The 19,088-nt window shown below is 71.0% G+C and carries 15 protein-coding genes and 1 pseudogene; 8 read left to right on the top strand and 8 right to left on the bottom strand.

What is annotated here, in order from left to right:
* The first annotated feature begins 84 nt into the window (after nucleotides 1-84).
* Nucleotides 85-1,326 (top strand): amidase, encoded by a 1,242-nt coding sequence (locus ACYVO7_RS05960; protein ID WP_460448913.1) that lies wholly within the window; start codon nucleotides 85-87, stop codon nucleotides 1,324-1,326.
* Nucleotides 1,327-2,459: 1,133 nt separating this feature from the next.
* The gene (locus ACYVO7_RS05965) at nucleotides 2,460-2,774 is read left to right on the top strand and encodes a hypothetical protein (RefSeq protein ID WP_460448914.1); all 315 of its coding nucleotides are present in this window, start codon (nucleotides 2,460-2,462) and stop codon (nucleotides 2,772-2,774) included.
* A 27-nt stretch (nucleotides 2,775-2,801) separates the two neighbouring features.
* On the opposite strand, the gene ACYVO7_RS05970 is transcribed toward ACYVO7_RS05965, so the two are convergent.
* Both ACYVO7_RS05970 and ACYVO7_RS05975 read right to left on the bottom strand, forming a co-directional pair.
* Nucleotides 2,802-4,058, bottom strand: a complete 1,257-nt coding sequence (locus ACYVO7_RS05970; protein ID WP_460448915.1) for a DUF1501 domain-containing protein — start codon at nucleotides 4,056-4,058, stop codon at nucleotides 2,802-2,804.
* 14 nt (nucleotides 4,059-4,072) lie between these two features.
* The gene (locus ACYVO7_RS05975) at nucleotides 4,073-5,041 is read right to left on the bottom strand and encodes a DUF1800 domain-containing protein (RefSeq protein ID WP_460448916.1); all 969 of its coding nucleotides are present in this window, start codon (nucleotides 5,039-5,041) and stop codon (nucleotides 4,073-4,075) included.
* Here ACYVO7_RS05975 and ACYVO7_RS05980 point away from each other — a divergent pair.
* The 4 genes from ACYVO7_RS05980 (at nucleotide 5,034) to ACYVO7_RS05995 (ending at nucleotide 9,888) form a co-directional block, all read left to right on the top strand.
* Nucleotides 5,034-5,495 carry a hypothetical protein gene (locus tag ACYVO7_RS05980; protein WP_460448917.1) on the top strand — a complete coding sequence of 154 codons (462 nt, stop codon included), beginning with the start codon at nucleotides 5,034-5,036 and terminating at the stop codon, nucleotides 5,493-5,495. The two genes, ACYVO7_RS05975 and ACYVO7_RS05980, sit on opposite strands and share 8 nt — an antisense overlap.
* 198 nt (nucleotides 5,496-5,693) lie before the next feature.
* Complete coding sequence (gene uvrB, locus ACYVO7_RS05985; RefSeq protein ID WP_460448918.1) at nucleotides 5,694-8,639, top strand: excinuclease ABC subunit UvrB; 2,946 nt, start codon at nucleotides 5,694-5,696, stop codon at nucleotides 8,637-8,639.
* 258 nt (nucleotides 8,640-8,897) lie between these two features.
* Nucleotides 8,898-9,275, top strand: coding sequence for a PilZ domain-containing protein (locus ACYVO7_RS05990; protein WP_460448919.1), 378 nt, complete (start codon nucleotides 8,898-8,900; stop codon nucleotides 9,273-9,275).
* A gap of 100 nt (nucleotides 9,276-9,375) precedes the next feature.
* The gene (locus tag ACYVO7_RS05995) at nucleotides 9,376-9,888 is read left to right on the top strand and encodes a DUF427 domain-containing protein (RefSeq protein WP_460449130.1); all 513 of its coding nucleotides are present in this window, start codon (nucleotides 9,376-9,378) and stop codon (nucleotides 9,886-9,888) included.
* Nucleotides 9,889-9,961: 73 nt separating this feature from the next.
* On the opposite strand, the gene ACYVO7_RS06000 is transcribed toward ACYVO7_RS05995, so the two are convergent.
* From ACYVO7_RS06000 to ACYVO7_RS06025, 6 genes are all read right to left on the bottom strand, one after another.
* A complete protein-coding gene (locus ACYVO7_RS06000; protein ID WP_460449131.1) occupies nucleotides 9,962-10,609 on the bottom strand; it encodes a ribonuclease T2 family protein in 648 nt (215 codons plus the stop codon).
* Nucleotides 10,610-10,791: 182 nt separating this feature from the next.
* A complete protein-coding gene (locus ACYVO7_RS06005; RefSeq protein ID WP_460448920.1) occupies nucleotides 10,792-11,319 on the bottom strand; it encodes a hypothetical protein in 528 nt (175 codons plus the stop codon).
* Nucleotides 11,320-11,439: 120 nt separating this feature from the next.
* A complete protein-coding gene (locus ACYVO7_RS06010; RefSeq protein ID WP_460448921.1) occupies nucleotides 11,440-11,970 on the bottom strand; it encodes a winged helix DNA-binding protein in 531 nt (176 codons plus the stop codon).
* Between the two features lie 201 nt (nucleotides 11,971-12,171).
* Complete coding sequence (locus ACYVO7_RS06015; RefSeq protein WP_460448922.1) at nucleotides 12,172-13,161, bottom strand: TRAP transporter substrate-binding protein; 990 nt, start codon at nucleotides 13,159-13,161, stop codon at nucleotides 12,172-12,174.
* 35 nt (nucleotides 13,162-13,196) lie between these two features.
* The gene (locus ACYVO7_RS06020) at nucleotides 13,197-14,510 is read right to left on the bottom strand and encodes a TRAP transporter large permease (protein WP_460448923.1); all 1,314 of its coding nucleotides are present in this window, start codon (nucleotides 14,508-14,510) and stop codon (nucleotides 13,197-13,199) included.
* A 3-nt stretch (nucleotides 14,511-14,513) separates the two neighbouring features.
* A complete protein-coding gene (locus ACYVO7_RS06025) occupies nucleotides 14,514-15,062 on the bottom strand; it encodes a TRAP transporter small permease (protein WP_460448924.1) in 549 nt (182 codons plus the stop codon).
* A 396-nt stretch (nucleotides 15,063-15,458) separates the two neighbouring features.
* On the opposite strand from ACYVO7_RS06025, the pseudogene ACYVO7_RS06030 reads away from it, so the two are divergent.
* Together ACYVO7_RS06030 and ACYVO7_RS06035 are read left to right on the top strand one after the other, a co-directional pair.
* Nucleotides 15,459-16,953, top strand: a pseudogene (locus ACYVO7_RS06030) (hydantoinase/oxoprolinase family protein); the annotation flags it as partial.
* Between the two features lie 26 nt (nucleotides 16,954-16,979).
* Nucleotides 16,980-19,088, top strand: a complete 2,109-nt coding sequence (locus ACYVO7_RS06035) for a hydantoinase B/oxoprolinase family protein (protein WP_460449132.1) — start codon at nucleotides 16,980-16,982, stop codon at nucleotides 19,086-19,088.

Raw genomic sequence — 19,088 nt, forward strand, 5'->3', positions numbered from 1 at the left:
CTTTCGCCCGCCCGCGCAGGGCCGCTATGGTGGCGCGCGCCCGGCGAGTCCCGCCGCGGCGGCGCATCACGCGAGACCCGGCCCATGCTTTCCCTTGTCGACATCCTCCGCCGCATCGACGCCGGCCAGACGACCGCGGCGGACGCCGTCCGCGACGCCCGCGACGCCGCCATGGCGCGCAACCCCGAACTGAAGGCCTTCGTGCGCTTCGCCGAGCCGGCTGCCGCCTCCGCGCCGGGACCGCTCGCCGGGGTCGCCGTCGGCGTGAAGGACGTCATCGACACGGCCGACATGCCGACCGAGCTCGGCTGCCCGGCGATCTACGGAGACTGGCGCCCCCGCGCCGACGCCGCCATCGTGAGCCGCATCCGGCAGCTGGGCGGAACCATCCTGGGCAAGACCGAGACCACCGCCTTCGCCTATCTGGACCCCGCCCCCACGCTGAACCCGCATCGTCCCGACCGCACGCCCGGCGGCTCCTCGGCGGGCTCGGCGGCGGCGGTCGCGGCCGGGCTCGTCCCGCTCGCGGTCGGCACCCAGACGGCCGGGTCGGTCATCCGCCCCGCCTCCTTCTGCGGCGCGGCCGGGCTGAAGCCCTCCTTTCGGCTGCTGCCCGCCGTCGGGGTGAAGACCACGGCCTGGACCCTCGACACGCTCGGCCTCTTCGCCGCGTCCGCGGCCGACCTCGCTCTGGCGCTGGAGCTGATCTCCGGCCGCGCGATGACGCCGGCGGGGGACCCCGGCGCGCCGCGATTCGGCGTCGCCGCCATGCCGCATGCGGGCGAGCGCAGCGCGGAGTCGATGGCGGCCCTGGAGACGGCCGCCCGGGCGCTGGAGCGCGCCGGCGCGGGCGTCCGCTCCGTCGACCTGCCCGAGCCGCTGGTCGAGGCGGACCGCCGCCAGCCCACCCTCTACCAGTTCGAGCTGCACGGCTCGCTCGGCTGGGAGTGGCGCGAGCGGCGCGCCGACCTGCCGCCCGGGATCGCCGCCGCGCTGGCGGCCGGCGAGGCCACGCCGGCCGAGGACTACGACGCCGCCCGCGGCGCGGCCCGGCGGGCCCGCATGGCGGCCCGCGACCTTTTCGACGGCGTCGACGTCCTGCTGACGCTGTCGGCGCCCGGCCCCGCCCCGGGACGCGAGACCACCGGCGAGGCGCGGTTCAACCGCCTCTTCACGCTGCTCGGCGCGCCCTGCGTCAACGTGCCGGGCCTGCGCGCCGCCGACGGCATGCCGATCGGCCTGCAGGTGGTCGCGCCCTTCGCCCGCGACGCGCGCTGCCTGGCCGCGGCGGCCTTCCTGGAGCGGGCCCTGCGTCCCGTTCTGTGACAACCAACTCTTCTATAAGACTCGGGCCATCTGCGCGACGTCGACGAAGAGCGGCCATGGAAGATGGCATTCCATCCTGGGCATGACCTTCGAATAAAGAAGTCACGTCTACTCGTTACTTGAACAGCATTCTCCATACATGAAGAAAGCCCCTCAACGAATACACAGCATTTGAAACATCTTCCGCATGCTGCAGAGCAGCAAGAAAATCGCTTGCGCAATGCCGGAAGGCTGATAGCGTTAGGATAGTGTTAACCGCCCCAGGAGGACCACATGGCCCTAGTCCAGCGGCTCAACATGATGGCGATGTGTGCGGCGTTCGCGTTGGTCGGCGCTGTGGTGTTCGGCCTCTTCTGAGGCCGGTCCGGAGGGGCGCAAGCCTCGATCCGGAGAGAGTGGGGCTCAGATCGCTGACCGAGCCGCCGAAGAGGTCATGACGGTCAGGCGCATCCGCAGGATGGCCTGACATGTTCGGCGGAACCCTGGCGAACCAGGCGTTTCAGACGACCCATCACAAACGATGATCTTCGCCGCCGTCGGTCCCCGTGATCGGCGGCGGTTCTTGCGTGGCGGTCTCGTGGCCGTGGTCCCCGGAACGGGACGCGCCGCGCGCCCCGTCGCCTGCGGGCGCGGGGGTGGGCGGTCGGCGGCTCTCGCGCGCGGCGCCTGAGGCTGGCGCAGTCTCCCCCGCCGTCCCGCGGCGGGTCGGGCCGCGCATCGCCCGGACGCGGCTCGGAGCGGAGGTCTCCCCATCCGCGGGAGCGAAGCCTGACCCTGCTCCGCGAGGAACGACCGTAACCCTGCGTCGTCCGGGACCGGGCTTGACTCCGCACCGGCAGGGGGCGGCCGAGGAGGCCGCGGGGGTTGCGGACGAGACTGCGTCCGCCGCAGGAGGCGTGAGCCTCGGCGCGCGAGAGCCCGACCGCTCCGGCCCGCATCGCCGGTGGGCGGCGCGGGCGCGAAACCGAAAAGCTCGTTGCGGATGCGAAGAAGGCCGGCGCCGGCCCCGCCCGCATCCGGGCCGAAGCGATATAGGACTATTTTGCTAAAGTGTCAACCCGCCCCTCTCCTCCAGGGCGAGGCGGGGCGGGCGAAAAGGCTGCGTCGGGGGCGTCGTCGTGGTAGGATCGCGCATGCGTCGAACCGGAGTCCCCATGGCGGGCGTGGCGGCGCTGGCCCTGCTGGCCGGCGGAGCGTCGGCGCTGGCGGAGGGGCGGTTCGCGCCCTGGGGGCCGGACCCGCCGCTGCCGCCCTGCACCTGCCGGGCGCAGGGACAGACCTACCAGATGGGCGAGACGATATGCCTGCGCACCGTCGAGGGTTCGCGCCTGGCGCGCTGCGTCATGGTGCTGAACAACACCTCGTGGGAGCCCACCGCGACCCCCTGCCCGCAGGCGCGCGGGCCGTTCAGCCCCGCCCTGCAGCGGTCGCTTCCGGGTTCGGGCTGACCGGGTCCGCCCGCCGCAAGGGGCGGGTCAGGCGATCAGCCCGCGCAGGGGCTGGACCGCGCTGGAATCGGGGAACACCGCGGTTCCCAGCGCCGTCCGCGACAGGCCGAGATGCTCGGCGAGCACGCCCTTCAGCACGGCCCGGAGATCCGTGGTCGGCTTCAGGTCGCGCTTCTCGTAGAGCTGCGCCTCCTTGAGGCCCGGCCAGTCGGCGACGACCCGGCCGCCCTTGACCGCGCCGCCCACCAGGAACGCGCAGGTGGCGCTGCCATGGTCGGTGCCCACGGTCCCGTTGACGCGTGCGGTGCGGCCGAACTCCGTCACCGCCAGGATCGCGGTGTCCTTCCACACCGGACCCAGGGTCTGCTCGAAGGCCGCGAGGGCGCCGTCCAGGCCGCCGAGCAGCTGCGCCAGCTGGCCCGTCGCGCCGCCCTCGTTGGCGTGGGTGTCCCAGCCGCCGAAGGCGAGCGCGGCCAGCCGCGGCCCGTCGTCCTGGGCGATCAGCCGCGCCGCGCCCTCGGCGGCGCGCTTCATGGCCTCCGCGCCGCCGCCGCCCTTGCGGGCCTGCGCGCCGCCGTTGCGGGTGGCGATCATGTCGGCGTCGAGCCCGCGGACCAGCGCGTCGCCGAGCGCCGGGTCCTTCAGGCGATAGAGGTCCAGCACCCGCGCGGCGAGGTCGTCGTCCGCCTTGGGCAGGCCCTGCGGGCTCCAGCCCAGCACCGGCGCCTTGCCGCGGATCACCAGCGGCGTGGTGGCCCCGACCCCGACGCCGCCCAGCCGGGCGATGCGCTCGCCCTTGGGCAGCGCCGCGAGGGCGCGGTTCAACCAGCCGCTGTCCACCGCCCCGACCCCCGGCAGGCCGCTCTCCAGCACGTCCTGGCCGTCGAAATGCGAGCGCCCCCGATAGGGCGTGGCCGCCGCATGGGCCACCAGGGCCTGCCCGGCCTTGTAGAGCCGGGCGAAGTTCGGCATGGCCGGATGCAGGGCGAAGAAGCCGTCCAGCGGCAGCGCCGGAGCGTCGCCGCCGGCCGAGAGCGCGATGCCGGCGCGCAGGGCCTCGTAGTCGGGATCGCCCAGCGGCGCGACGGCCGAGAGCCCGTCCATGGCGCCGCGCAGCACGATGGTGACGAGACGCGGGTCCCTCCCGCCCGCCGCATGGGCGAAGCGCGGCGCGAACGCCCAGGCGAAGAGCGCTCCCCCGGTCACCAGCACGGCGCGACGGGAGGCGTCGGGGGTCTCGCAGCAGGCCAGGGACCCGGGCCCGGACGAAATCATGGGCGACATGGCGCGCTCCTGGCTCATCGACGCTGGAATTCGGGAGACATGAACAGCAGGGCCAGTCCCTGCGCCCGGCTTTCCGCGCGGGCGACCGCCTGCCGGGTTTCGGCCGAGGCGGCCGCGCCGATCACGGCGTCGAGCAGGGCGTTGGGGTCCAGCCGGGCGTTCTGCCGGCCCCACTGGGCGGCCGCGTCGAGGCGCGCCGAGACGCCTTCGGGCGAGGCCCACTCGGCCGACAGGTCGGAGAAGCCGTTCGGGCCGATCGGCTGCCACAAAGGCTGCCCGAGCAGGGCGAGCAGGCTCGTCACCGCGCCCGGGTCCGGCGGCCTGCCGGTCGCCCGCAGCGCCGCGACGACGAAGTCCTGCGGGGTCCTCAGCTTGGTCGCCGGGGCGGACCACGCCTCCGGCGCGCCCACCAGCGCGCGCGTCACCGCGCCGAGGTCGCCGCGCGTCTCCAGGAAGGTCTTCGCCAGCCTGTCCACGAGCAGCGGCGGCGGCGCGTCGGCGACGAAATGGCGCGCCAGCTTGCGGGCGATGTGGCGCGCGGTCGACGGATGCGCGGCGAGGTCGGCCAGCACGGCCTCGCCCTGGCGCTGGGCGTCCTCCCCGTAGACCTTGCCCAGCACGGCGTGGTCGCCCGGTTCGTGCCGGGCCGCCGCGAAGCTGAAGCGGCCGCCCAGCTCCGGGTCCTTGTCGGGCTCCGCCACCGTCCATCCGGTGATGATGCGCGACAGGCTGGAGACGTCCGCCTGCGTGTAGCCGCCGTCGACGCCGAGCGTGTGCAGTTCCAGGATCTCGCGGGCGAGGTTCTCGTTCAGCCCGCGCTTTCCTTGCTGGCCGGCGCGCGAGGCGGGCCCGATCGATTGCTGGTTGTCCAGGTAGTAGAGCATCGCCGGATGCTGCTCGACGGCCTTCAGCATGTCGCCGAAGCGGCCGAGGACATGGGGACGGATGGCCTCCCGCTCGAAGCTCCCCGCCAGCATGCGCACGCCCGGACCCTTGCCGGCCGAGATGGCGAAGTGGTTGGACCAGAACAGCGTGAGGCGCTTCCACGAGCCCGTTGTCCGTGGCGGCCAGCCGGGCGAAGCGCGCCGCGGCCTCGGCGCGGAAGTTGCTCTGCTCGGGGGTCTCCGGCGCCTTGGCCTGCGGCGCCATGGCGCGGGCGGCGGCCGAGTCGTCCTGCATGGCCATGCCGGGCGCGGCCGCGAGTTGGGCGCGCTTCTGCTCCCGGCGCATCCTTTCGGCCTGCCGGGCCTCGACCAGGTTTTCGGCGCTGGGCTTGAGCGCGGGGTAGCCGGCGACGTTCTCCAGCGGCCGCACCGCGGCGGGGTTGACCTGCGCCAGCACGAAACCTCGCGGATCCCCGGCCGCGCGGGCGAGGTCGCCGGGGGCGGCGCCGAGGCCGAAGCGGTTCAGGGCGGTGAGGACGAGGCGGGGATCTGAGGGCATTGGCGGGCGTCCGAGCTGCGCAACAGAACGGCAGACAGAGGCGACATTGGGGCCTAACAATCGTTAAGGTTTGGCGCCCGGTTCCATGACAAGGAGCGGCCTTCCGCCGGATCGGCCTCCGTCGACGCGGGCCTGCGTTGCGCATCGCCCCGGCGGCTTGCCCCGGGCGCTGACTCGTCCCATCTTCCCGGCATGGCGAAAGCACCGAAATCCCCCGCGCGCGCCGCGGCGCCGTCCTCCGGCCGCGACAGCGCGCTCAGCCCCCGCGCGCCCCGCTCCAAGGCGTCAAAGCCGGAGCTGAAGCCGCTGGACGAGCATCTGGCCGCGCTGCTCAACCCCGGCATCGCGCGCGAAGCGGCCAAGACGGCGCGCTCGGGCTCCGGCTTCGCCGAGTCGCCGCAGGCCGGCTACGACCCCGACGACGTCGAGGGCGTGGATCCCGCTCTGGCCCGCAAGCTCGGGCTCGATTTCCCGGCCGACGGCGACAACGGCCGCGCCGCCCCCGGCGCCGCGGCCCGGCGCGCCAAGGCGGCCCCGCCGCCGCTCGAGGGCGAGATCCACCCCGGCAACCGCAAGCGCGACGTCGGTCTCTCGCGCGAGGACATCCTGAAGGCCGCGCCCAAGCGGGTGCGCCAGGGCAACGTGCTGCGCGACGAGGACGACGACGACCAGGTGCGCGGCAACGGGCTTGTGGGCGCGACCGCCACCATGGACTCGCTGAAGGCGCTGCTGGAGCAGGGCGACCCGAACCTGCGCGAGAAGAAGCCCTGGGCGCCGCATCGGCCGCCCCGCCCGGACAAGTCCGAAGGCGGCAAGCGCTTCGACCTCGTGTCCGAGTTCGAGCCCAAGGGCGATCAGCCCACCGCCATCGCGGAGCTGGTCGAGGGCGTGAAGCGCCATGAGCGCGACCAGGTGCTGCTCGGCGTCACCGGCTCGGGCAAGACCTTCACGATGGCGCAGGTGATCGCCCGCACCAACCGGCCGGCGCTGATCCTCGCCCCCAACAAGACGCTGGCGGCGCAGCTCTACGGCGAGTTCAAGAGCTTCTTCCCGAACAACGCCGTCGAGTACTTCGTCTCCTACTACGATTATTACCAGCCGGAGGCCTACGTCCCGCGCACGGACACCTATATCGAGAAGGAATCCTCGATCAACGAGCAGATCGACCGGATGCGGCACGCCGCCACGCGCGCCCTGCTGGAGCGCGACGACGTCATCATCGTGGCCTCCGTGTCCTGCATCTACGGCATCGGCTCGGTCGAGACCTACACGGCCATGACGTTCACGGTGAAGATCGGCGAGCGGCTGGACCAGCGCCAGCTCCTGGCCGACCTCACGGCCCTGCAATACAAGCGCAACATGGGCGACTTCTCGCGCGGCACCTTCCGGGTGCGCGGCGACGTGGTCGAGATCTTCCCGGCCCACTACGAGGACCGAGCCTGGCGCATCAACCTCTTCGGCGACGAGGTGGAGAGCATCCAGGAGTTCGATCCGCTCACCGGGACGAAGTCGGCCGATCTCGAATTCGTCAAGATCTACGCCAACTCGCACTATGTCACGCCCAAGCCCACGCTGCAGCAGGCCGTGAAGAGCATCAAGGACGAGCTCAAGCAACGCCTGGAGGAGCTTTACCGCATGGGCCGCCTGCTCGAGGCGCAGCGGCTGGAGCAGCGCACGCTGTTCGACATCGAGATGCTGGAGGCCACCGGCTCCTGCGCGGGCATCGAGAATTATTCGCGCTATCTCACCGGCCGCCGGCCGGGCGAGCCGCCGCCGACGCTGTTCGAATACCTGCCCGACAACGCCATCGTGTTCACGGACGAGTGCCACGTCACGGTTCCGCAGATCGGCGGCATGTACAAGGGCGACTTCCGCCGCAAGGCGACGCTGGCCGAATACGGCTTCCGCCTGCCGTCCTGCATGGACAACCGCCCGCTCCGCTTCGAGGAGTGGGAGGCCATGCGGCCGCAGACCGTCCATGTCTCGGCCACGCCGGGCTCCTGGGAGATGGAGCGCACGGGCGGCGTCTTCGTCGAGCAGGTCATCCGACCCACCGGCCTCATCGACCCGGTGATCGACGTCCGCCCGGCCCGCGCGCAGGTGGACGACCTGCTGGGCGAGGTGCGCGAGGTCGCGGCGCATGGCTACCGCACGCTCGTCACCGTGCTGACCAAGCGCATGGCCGAGGACCTCACCGAGTACCTGCACGAGAACGGCGTGCGGGTGCGCTACATGCATTCCGACATCGACACCATCGAGCGCATCGAGATCCTGCGCGACCTGCGCCTCGGCGCCTTCGACGTGCTGGTCGGCATCAACCTGCTGCGCGAGGGCCTCGACATTCCGGAATGCGGCCTCGTCGCCATTCTGGACGCCGACAAGGAAGGCTTCCTCCGGTCCGAGACGTCGCTGATCCAGACCATCGGCCGCGCCGCCCGCAACGTCGACGGCAAGGTCATCCTCTACGCCGACCAGGTGACGGGCTCCATGGAGCGCGCCATCCAGGAGACCAACCGCCGCCGCGAGAAGCAGAGGGCCTGGAACGAGGCCAACGGCATCACGCCCGAGAGCGTCAAGCGCAACATCGGCGACATCCTGGAAAGCGTCTACGAGCGCGACCATGTCCGTGTCGACACCGGCGTCGCCAAGGAAGGCGCGCTGGTCGGCCACAACATGAAGGCCACTTTGGCCGATCTCGAGAAGAAGATGCGCGAGGCCGCCGCCAATCTCGATTTCGAGGTCGCGGCCCGCCTGCGCGACGAGATCAAGCGCCTGCAGGCCACCGAGCTGGTGCTGGCCGCCGACCCCATGGCGACCCAGACCCAGGTGGACGAGAAGACCGGCGGCTACGCCGGCCCCAAGAAATACGGCCGCGCCGGCAACCTCCCCCCGGCCGAGCCCAAGCGCGGCCGCGGCGCGGGCACGACGGGGGACGACCGCTTCCCGGACGGGCCGCGCTTCTCGGACGACACGCCGACCGACCTGCCGCCCACCCGGGCCCGCAAGCCCACTTTGGACGAGATGGGCCCCCACAATCTCGGCGGCGGCCTCGGCCGCCCCCTCGGCGGCGAAGCCGCAGCCCGCAGCAAGGCCGGCCGCCCCGGCACGCGGGCGTTCCGGGGCGGGAAGAAGGGCTAGCGCCCAGCCGCCGCCGGCCGAACCCCACCACCCCCTCATCCTGAGGAGCAGGCCCTCTTGGGCCTGCGTCTCGAAGGACGAGGGCTCCAGCGCCCGCCGCCCGCGCAACCTCCTGGACCCCCTCCTCCTTCGAGACGCCTCGCTGCGCGAGGCTCCTCAGGATGAGGGGCGTGGGGGCGATGGCTCGATGTCAGGCGAGGCGGTCCGCCAGCCGCTAACATCAATTATCATTTAACAATTCTCCCCTAGATTGCCGGCATGTCCAACAGCCACCCAGGCGCCGACGGCGAGGTGAACAGGCGGGCCCATCCGCGGCAGCGGACGATGCTGCCCGGGCGGGTGCTGTTCGACCATGGGCGCAACAGCATCGAATGCGTGATCCGCAACCTGTCGGCGGGCGGAGCGCGGCTGCAGATCAGTCCCGCCGTGATGGTGCCGAGCCGGTTCGAGCTCCTGGACGGCAAGTCGGGGCAGCGCCGGATGGTGCGCCAGGTGTGGCGGGCGGGCGACCTGATGGGCGTCGCCTACGAGACCGCCCCGGAAGCGTCGGCGAAGCCCGCGCCGCCGGACGAAGAGACGCTGCGGCAGGAGAACGCCGCGCTGAAGCTGCGGGTGCAGCAGCTCAGCGAGGGCTGACCGGCGCCCGCCGGGCCGGGACGCGGCGCCGCAGGGGCTCGACGCGGGCGCGGCGCGCTCCACCTTTCGGGGGAGCCCCGCCGCCGGAACCTCCGCCATGATCCGCCCCGTCCCCCTGCCGCCCGGCCCCGGCCAGGAGAGCGTCTGGGACTACCCGCGCCCGGCCATCGTGCGGCCCTCGACCCGCCGGGTCGAGGTCGTGTTCGGCGGCGAGATCCTGGCCGACACGCGCGCCGCCTGGCGGGCGCTGGAGACGAGCCACCCGCCGACCTACTACCTGCCTCCGCAGGACGTCAGGATGGACCGGCTGGTCCCCCTGCCGGGCGTCGGCAGCGTCTGCGAATGGAAGGGTCCGGCCGTCTATTTCGACATCGTCGCGCCGCAGCCGGAGGGCCCGCCGCGCATCGCGCGCCGGGCCGCCTGGGCCTATCCGCGGCCGACGCCGGCCTTCGCGGCGATCGCCGGCTACATCGCGCTCTATCCGGGGCTGATGGACGCCTGCCGGGTGGACGGCGAGGCGGTGCGCCCGCAGGAGGGCGGGTGCTATGGCGGCTGGATCACGCCCGACGTGGTCGGGCCGTTCAAGGGCGGCCCCGGCACGCAGGGGTGGTGAGCATGCCCTCGCTTCCTGGCGGTCGCATGCTTTGGCGCGAAAAGCCGGTTTCCACCTTTTCGCAGCATGCTCCCTAGCGGACCGCCGGGACCCTGATCTCGCGCGCGCGGCAACCGCGGCGGTCGATCTCGCGGCAGGCCTGGAACTGGCGCAGGTCCTTGCTGAGGCAGATGCGGACCTCCTGCAACGTCTCATTGCGGCAGGCGACGCTCATCATGTCGACGCGCAGGCCCGGATTGGCGGCCACAAAGGCGCGCTCGAGGTCGATGGCCGTCCAGGTCTGGTCGGCCGAGGGCTCCTTCAGGCCGGGAGGGATCACGACCTTGTCGCGGGCGGCGCGAACGGAGGAGAAGTAGTCGGTCGGGCTCTGGCCCGAACAGACGCCGTGCTTGCGCCACTCGTAGCGGGCGAGGCCCTCGTCCGGGAAGACGCCCTTGGCGGCCTCGACGGCGATGCGGGACGGCGAGCGCCCGGCCGGCGAGCACTCGGACGGGAAGCCGCGCTCATATTGCGGCCAGAGGCCATGCACGACGAAGCCGAGCTTCGAGCCGGAGCGGCACTGCTCGCGCCCCTTGTCGTCCCCGCCCCCGACCGAGCAGAAGCCCGGCGACCAGGACAGGGCCAGCACGTAGAAGTCGAAATCGCCGGCCGCCCCGCCGCGGCGCTCGCCGCCCTCCTGGGCGCCGGCCGGGCCGGACGCCGACAGGCCGCAGGCCGCCATGAGCCACGCAAGAGCGCACGCCCGCAGGACCCGGCCCGCGGCGTGGACAGTTCGCCCGAATGACATGGGAAAGCTCCGATCGAGGAAATGCAAGGCGCTGAAATCGATGCTGAAACGTTCGGGAGAGGGGCCGTCCAAGCGAGGCCCCGGCGGGCGGCCCGACACGACGGGCCGCCGCAAGGTCAGGGCCGCGCCATCTTGCAGGCCGGCGAATAGGCGCGCTCGCGGTCGAAGCCGGTCACGCAATACTCCACGCCCCAGCCCCAGCCGATGAAGCCGAGATCCTCCGCGACCGAGTAGTCGATGCGGTGGCGGCGCCCGTCATTGACCAGGACGGTCCCGGTGCAGAACAGGCGGGGGATGTAGTCGAGGCCCCAGGGCCGGAAGCCCAGCACCCGGACCGTCTCGAAGGCCACGATGGCGGCGGCGGAGTTCCAGTAGCTGCTCTCGGTCTCGGAGAACCGGTCCTGGATCTTCGTCAGGACGGCCGGATCCGCGCAGGCGGGGATGTTGGCCGGATAGGCGCTGTAGGGCAGCGTCCAGCGCTCGGCCGGGACACGCTCCTCGGCGGAGGCGGAAGACGCCAGGGACGCGGCGAGAAGCGCCGTCCCGACGAGCGCCGAGGCGGCCGTAGCCCGAAGGCCGGCCGTCAGAACCCCCGCCCCATGGACGCCGGCCGCCCGGCCGCGCCCCGATTTCATGCTTCGCATCAACCTGCTCCGGTACACTCCGCCTCACGATGCGGAAGCGTCGCCATGGGGTCAAGTGCACGGCGGACACGCCGGCCCACAATCATGGCGGGAATCAACCGGCCCTCCCGCCCAGGGGCGTCAGAGCGACGCGGCGGCGCGGGCGGCCTGGTCGTAGTGGCCGGACAGCGCCCGCATCGTGGAGGCCACCTCCGACAGCTGCTTCTCGTCGAAGCCGAAGCCCTTGACGGCCTTGACCAGCAGGCCCTCCCGGATCTCGCGGTACCGGGCGCAGGCCTCCGCCCCCGGGGCGGTGATCGCGATGGTCTTCTCCTTGCCGGCCTTGCCGCTCTTCACCAGCTTCAGACGCTCCAGCTTCTTCACCGCATAGGTGACGAGGTGGGTGTCCTCGACGTTCAGCACGAGGCAGATGTCGGCCAGCCGCTTGGCCTTGCCGCGGTGGTTGACGTTGTGCAGCACCAGCACGTCCAGCGCCGAGAGGTCCGGGAACCCGGCCGCCGCCATGGCGCGCACCATCCAGCGGTGGAAGGCGTGCGAGGCCAGGATGAGGCCGAACTCGAACTCCGACAGCGCCGGCAGCGCCCCCGAGGCGAGATGCGCCGAGGAGACGATGGGTCCGAGATCCGGGGGGCTGCGCGGGCGTTCGGGCATGGGTGCAGGTGGTTCGATCTGTTGACGGCCTCAAGCGGCGCCCCATCCCCGGCGCGCCGATGGCGCGGAAGGGGATCCAGGGCACTGGGCGCAGTCTGTGGCCCGTCGCCCCTGGATCCCCTTCCCCTGCGCGGGTTCGCCGCTCCGGCCGGGGATGACGGAGGCGTAATCGGGCCGCCCCTGGGAGCCGCCCTTCTTCGCTCACATCTTCTTGTAGGCGTCGACCACGGCCTGGCCGTCGGCGCCGGCCTTCTTGATCCAGTCGGCGGTCAGCTGGTCGCCGATCTTCTTGAAGCCCTCGGCCAGCGCCGGGCTCGGCGCCTGCACCTTCATGCCCTTGGAGGCGAGCTGGTCGAGGTACCACTTGGTCTTGTCCTCGGAGAGCTTCCAGCCGCGCTCCTGGGCGGCGGCGGCGGCCTTCACGACGACGTCCTGGGTCGCCTTGTCCAGGGCGTCGAAGGCGGCCTTGTTGACGAAGATGATGTTCTTCGGCAGCCAGGCCTGCGTGTCGTAGAAGTGGTCGAGGCTCTCCCACACCTTGCTGTCATAGCCGGTCGCGCCGGACGACATGAAGGAGTTCACCACGCCGGTGGCCAGCGCCTGCGGCAGCTCCGCCGCCTGGATGGTGACCGACTGCGCGCCGACCAGCTCGCCGATGCGCGCCGTGCCGACATTGTAGGACCGCCACTTCAGGCCCTTCATGTCCTCGACCGTGTTGAGGTCCTTCTTGGCGTAGATGCCCTGCGGCGGCCACGGCACGGCGTAGAGAGCCGCGAGGCCCTGGCTGGCCAGCTTCTTCTCCACGGCCGGACGCGAGGCGTCCCACAGCTTCTTGGAATCCTTGAAGCTGGTCGCCAGGAACGGCACCACGTCGACGCCGAAGATCGGGTCCTCGTTCTCGTGGAGCGACATCAGCACCTCGCCGATCTGCGCCTGTCCGGTCTGCACCGCGCGCTTGATCTCGGGCGCCTTGAACAGGGAGGCGTTGGCGTGGATCGTGATCGTCAGCTTGCCGCCGCTGCCGCTCTCCACGTCCTTGACGAATTGCTGCAGGTTCTCGGTATGGAGGTTGTCCAGCGGATAGGCGGTGGGCAGGTTCCACTTGGTCTGGGCGCCTGCGGAGCCCGTGAACGCCAGGGCGCCGAAGCCGGCGAGGATGGCGGTGGCTGCGATGTTCTTCAGTGTCGTCATCGGCGATCCTCGTACGGGTTGAATGGTCGGGGTCTTCAGTCGGGGAAGGCGAGCTTCGGCAGCACCAGGACGATCTGCGGGAACGTGGTGATGATCAACACCGCGACGTTCAGCAGCAAGAAGAACGGCAGTGCCGCCTTGGCGATCGTCATGGTGTCCTTGCCGCTCATGTTCTGCAGCACGAACAGGTTGAAGCCGACCGGCGGCGTGATCTGCGCCATCTCAACATGGATGATGAGGTAGACGCCGAACCAGACGAGGTCGAACCCCGCCTGCTTCACCATCGGCAGCACGATCACGGCGGTGAGCACGATCATCGAGATGCCGTCGATCAGGCAGCCCAGGATGATGTACATGCAGGTGAGCGCCAGCACGAGCATGTGCGGGGAGAGCTGCTGGCCCTTCACCCACTCGGCCAGCGCCGCCGGAATGCCGGTGAACGCCATCGCGGCGGTCGTGAAGGCGGCGCCCGCCAGGATCAGCATGATCATGCAGGTCAGGCGCGTGGCGCTCATCACGCTGTCGAAAAAGGCCTCGCGGGTCAGCGTGCCGCTCCACCAGGCCAGCGCCAGCGCGCCGGTGACGCCCCAGGCGGCGCATTCCGTGGCGGTCGCGAAACCCAGGATCAGCGACAGAAACACCACGGCGATCAGCAGCATGCAGGGCAGCAGCTTGGCCGACTGGCGCAGCTTGTCCATGAACGGCATCGAGGGATCGCGCGGCGGCTGCTTGTCGGGATTCAGCAACGCCCAGACGATGACGTAACCCATGTAGAGCGCCATCACGAGCAGTCCGGGCAGGAAGCCGCCCAGGAAGACCTGCAGCACGGAGACGTTCGCCGTCACCGCGTAGACGACCATGGGAATGGACGGCGGGATCAGCAGGCCCAGCGTGCCGGAGCCCGCCAGGGTGCCGAGGCTCATGCGCTCGTCATAGCCGCGCTTCTTGAGCTCGGGCAGCGCGATCTTCCCGATGGTGGCGCATGTGGCGGCCGAGGAGCCGGACACGGCGGCGAAGATGCCGCAACCGATGATGTTGGTGTGGATCAGGCGCCCAGGCAGCCACTGGAGCCAGGGCGACAGGCCCCGGAACATCTGCTCCGACAGCCTTGTCCGGAACAGGATCTCGCCCATCCAGATGAACAGCGGCAGCGCCGCCAGCGTCCACGACGCCGACGCGCTCCAGACGGTGGTGGCGAGCACCTGCCCGATCGGCACATTCGTGCTCAGCACCATCGCCAGGAGCCCGACGAGGCCGAGGCCGACCGCGATCCAGACGCCGCTCGCCAGAATAAGGACGAGAAAGCCGAGCAGGATCATCGACAGTTCGGGAAGGGAGATGGCCGCCATGGTTCAAACTCCCCCGCCCGAGGCAATGCGCTCGATCAGTTCTTCGGGCGTCGCAGCCGGCTCCAATTCGTAGGTGGGCCGGCGGCCCTGGAGCGCCACGGTCAGCTCATCCACGATCGCGATCAGCAGGATGGCGAGGCCGAGGACGAAGCCCGACTGGGGGATCCAGAGCGGGATCACGACCACGCCCTGGGACATGTCGCCGAACCGCCAGGAATCGTAGGCCAGCCGGCCCGCCTGCCACGTGAAATAGCCGATGAAGGCCATCGCGATGCTGAGCGACAGGATCTCGGCGGCTTGCCGGGAGCGTCCGCCAAGCCGCTCCAGCAGCAGGCCGACCCGGATCATCTCGCCCCGCTTGAACGTATGGGCGAGGCCCAGAAACGCCATCGCGACCAGCGACCAGGCGGCGAAATCATCGCCAGACGCGACGTTCAGGTTGAGCTCCCGACCGACCGAGAGGAGCATCATCAGGAGGAAGATGGCGATCAGGAAGAAACCCGCCAGCACGCCGGCGCCAAGGTAGAGCGCGTCGAGGAAGCGGCGGATCATTGGGCCACGCTCCGGCTCGCGACGGAGCCAGGCGCCCGTGGGTGGCTGCGGGAAATCATTGGCGGGCAAACCCTTTCCCTGAGCGGACGAAGGCCGGGCCATCCAATCACGGCCCGAAGCGGATGCTAAGCGGGGATTTCACGACGTCAACAATTTATCGACGTTTTGCGAAAACTGCTTTCCATCGGGGCCGGACGGCGGCTAGGCTCCGGCCAGGCCTCCCATGCAAGCGGGCGGCCATGTTGGTTTGACGCCGTCACCGTCGGCGGCGCTCGCGCCGGGACGGGGATCCAGGACAGGGGCGCCCGAGGTGCGCGCTCGCCAGATCCCCTTCCCCACTGCGCCTGCGGCGCTCCGGCCGGGGATGACGGCGAAGCAGGTTCGAGGGAGACCATCATGACGACGGCGCGCTGGGACTTCTGGATCGACCGCGGCGGCACCTTCACGGACGTCATCGGCCGCGACCCGCAGGGCGCGCTGCACGCCCGCAAGCTGCTCTCCGAGAACCCGGAAGCCTATAGCGACGCCGCCGTACAGGGCATCCGCGACCTGCTGGGGCTGGCGCCCGGCGCCCCGATCCCGGCCGGCGCCATCGGCGACGTCCGCATGGGCACAACGGTCGCCACCAACGCCCTGCTGGAGCGCAAGGGCGAGCGCACGCTGCTGGTGACCACGAAGGGATTCCGCGACGCCTTGCGCATCGGCTACCAGGCCCGGCCCGACATCTTCGCCAAGGCCATCGTGAAGCCCGAGCAGCTCTACGCCGAGGTGGTCGAGGTCGCCGAACGCGTGCGCGCCGACGGGACCGTGGAGCAGACGCCGGACCTCGCCGCAATCCGGACGGAACTGGAGGCCGCCAGGGGCGCCGGCTTCAAGGCGGTCGCGGTCGTGTTCATGCACGCCTATCGCTACCCGGAGCATGAGCGCCAGGTGGGCGCGCTGGCCCGCGAGCTCGGCTTCCCGCAGGTGTCGGTCAGCCACGAGGTGAGCCCGCTCATCAAGCTGGTGGGCCGCGGCGACACCACCGTGGTGGACGCCTATCTGTCGCCCATCCTCGGCCGCTATGTGCGGCAGGTCGCCTCCGAACTGGACGTCGAGCGAAGCGGCGCCCGCCTGATGTTCATGATGTCCTCCGGCGGACTCACGGCCGCCGACCTCTTCGCCGGCAAGGACGCGATCCTCTCCGGCCCGGCCGGCGGCGTGGTGGCGCTGGCGGAGACCGGCAAGGAGGCGGGCTTTGGCCGGGTGATCGGCTTCGACATGGGCGGCACATCGACCGACGTCGCCCATTTCGACGGCGAGTACGAGCGCGCCTTCGAGACCGAGGTGGCCGGCGTGCGCATGCGCGCCCCCATGATGCTGATCCACACGGTGGCGGCCGGCGGCGGCTCCATCCTGCATTTCGACGGCGCGCGGTTCCGGGTTGGGCCCGACTCGGCCGGCGCCAATCCCGGCCCGAAATGCTACCGCCGCGGCGGGCCGCTGGCCGTGACCGACGCCAACGTGATGCTGGGCAAGCTGAACCCGGCGTTTTTCCCGAAGATCTTCGGGCCCAACCAGGACCAGCCGCTCGACGCCGACAGCGTGCGCGCCGCCTTCGCGGAGCTCGCCGCCCAGGTGGGCGACGGGCGCAGCCCCGAGGAGGTCGCGGACGGCTTCGTCCGGATCGCCGTCGCCAACATGGCCGAGGCGATCAAGAAGATCTCGGTGGCGCGCGGCTACGACGTCACCCAATACGCGCTGAACGCCTTCGGCGGCGCCAGCGGCCAGCACGCCTGCCTGGTCGCGGATGCGCTGGCCATGAAGACGGTGCTGATCCACCCCTTCTCGTCGCTGCTGTCGGCCTACGGCATGGGCCTCGCCGACATCCGCGCCACGCGCCAGCAGGCCATCGAGGAGCCCTTTGCGCCCGCCGTCCTGGCCACGCTCGCCCGCGAGGCCGACCGGCTCGGCGCCATCTGCCGCGACGAGGTGGCCGGCCAGGGCGTCCCCGCCGACGCCGTCGCGCTGCATGTGCGCGCCCATGTCCGCTACGCCGGCACGGACACCTCTCTCGAGGTCCCCGTGGAGGTCGCCGCGCTGGCCTCGGACCGTGACTCTCTCCTCGCCGCCATGCGCGAGCATTTCCAGGCGGCGCACCGGGCGCGCTTCGGCTTCATCGACGAGACCAAGCCGCTCGTGGTCGAGGCGATCTCGGTGGAGGCTGTCGGCGGCGGCGCCGGCATCGCCGAGCGCGAGGAGGCCGTCGCGGCCGCGCCCCTGCCGGAGCCGATGGAGCGCACCCGCATCTACAGCGCCGGCGCGCTGCGCGAGGCGGCGGTCTTCGCCCGCGAGCAACTGGCCCCCGGCCACGTCGTGCGCGGCCCCGCGCTGGTGATCGAGCCCCACCAGACGGTGGTGATCGAGGACGGCTGGCAGGCGGCGCTCACCGCCAAGGACCACCTCGTCCTCACCCGGGCGGTGGCGCTCCCCAAGCGGACGGCGGTCGGCACCAGCGCCGACCCGGTGATGCTGGAGATCTTCAACAACCTGTTCATGTCCATCGCCGAGCAGATGGGCGTGACGCTGCAGAACACCGCCTATTCGGTGAACATCAAGGAGCGGCTCGACTTCTCCTGCGCGGTGTTCGACCACGAGGGCGCGCTGGTGGCCAACGCCCCGCACATGCCGGTGCATCTCGGCTCCATGGACAAGTCGGTGGAGACCATCATCCGGCTGAACGAGGGCCGGATCCGGCCTGGCGACGTCTACATGCTGAACGCGCCCTATAATGGCGGCACGCATCTGCCCGACATCACGGTCTGCACGCCGGTGTTCGACCGCGCGGGCGACAAGATCCTGTTCTGGGTGGCGTCGCGCGGCCATCACGCCGACGTGGGCGGCGTCGCGCCGGGCTCCATGTCGCCGCTGGCGACCACGATCGAGGAGGAAGGCGTCTATATCGACAACTTCAAGATCGTCGACCAGGGCCGTTTCCGCGAGGCCGAGACGGAGGCGCTGCTGCTCGGCGCCAAATACCCGGTCCGCAACGTCGTCCAGAACGTCAACGACCTGAAGGCCCAGATCGCCGCCAACGAGAAGGGCGTGCGCGAGCTCTCCAAGGTCATCGGCGAGTTCGGGCTCGATGTGGTGCAGGCCTATATGGGCCACGTGCAGGACAACGCCTCCGAAAGCGTGCGCCGCGTGCTGGACCGGCTGCGCGATTGCGAATTCACCTATCCGATGGACCAGGGCTGCGCCATCAAGGTCCGCATCACGGTGGACAAGGCGAAGCGCGAGGCCACGGTCGACTTCACCGGCACGTCGCCCCAGCGCGGCGACAATTTCAACGCGCCCGCCCCGGTGACCCGCGCGGCGGTGCTCTACGTGTTCCGCGTGATGGTGGACGACGACATCCCGATGAACGCCGGCTGCCTGCGGCCCATCCGGATCGTCGTTCCGGAACAATCCATGCTCTCGCCCGAATATCCGGCCGCCGTGGTGGCCGGCAACGTGGAGGTGTCGCAGGCGGTCACGAACTGCCTGTTCGGCGCGCTGGAGGCCATGTCGGCCTCTCAGGGCACCATGAACAACCTCACCTTCGGCAATGACGAGTACCAGTATTACGAGACGATCTGCTCCGGCTCGCCCGCAGGACCCGGCTTCAACGGCACGCCCGGCGTCCACGTCCACATGACCAACTCCCGCCTCACCGATCCCGAGGTGCTCGAATATCGCTTCCCGGTGCTGCTGGAGGACTTCCACATCCGCCTCGGCTCGGGCGGCAAGGGCCGCTGGAACGCCGGCGACGGCACCAGCCGCACCATCCGGTTCCTGCGCCGAATGGAGTGCGCCATCCTGTCCAGCCACCGCAAGGTGCGGCCCTTCGGCATGGACGGCGGCGAGCCCGGCGAAGTCGGCCGCACCCTGGTGCGCCGCCTCGACGGCCGCGTCGACGAGCTCGGCGGCTGCGATCAGACGGTGCTGGAGGCGGGCGAGGCCGTGACGGTGGTGACGCCGACGGGCGGCGGGTTCGGCAAGGGGTGA

It is taken from the genome of Alsobacter sp. SYSU BS001988 (genome assembly GCF_054796215.1).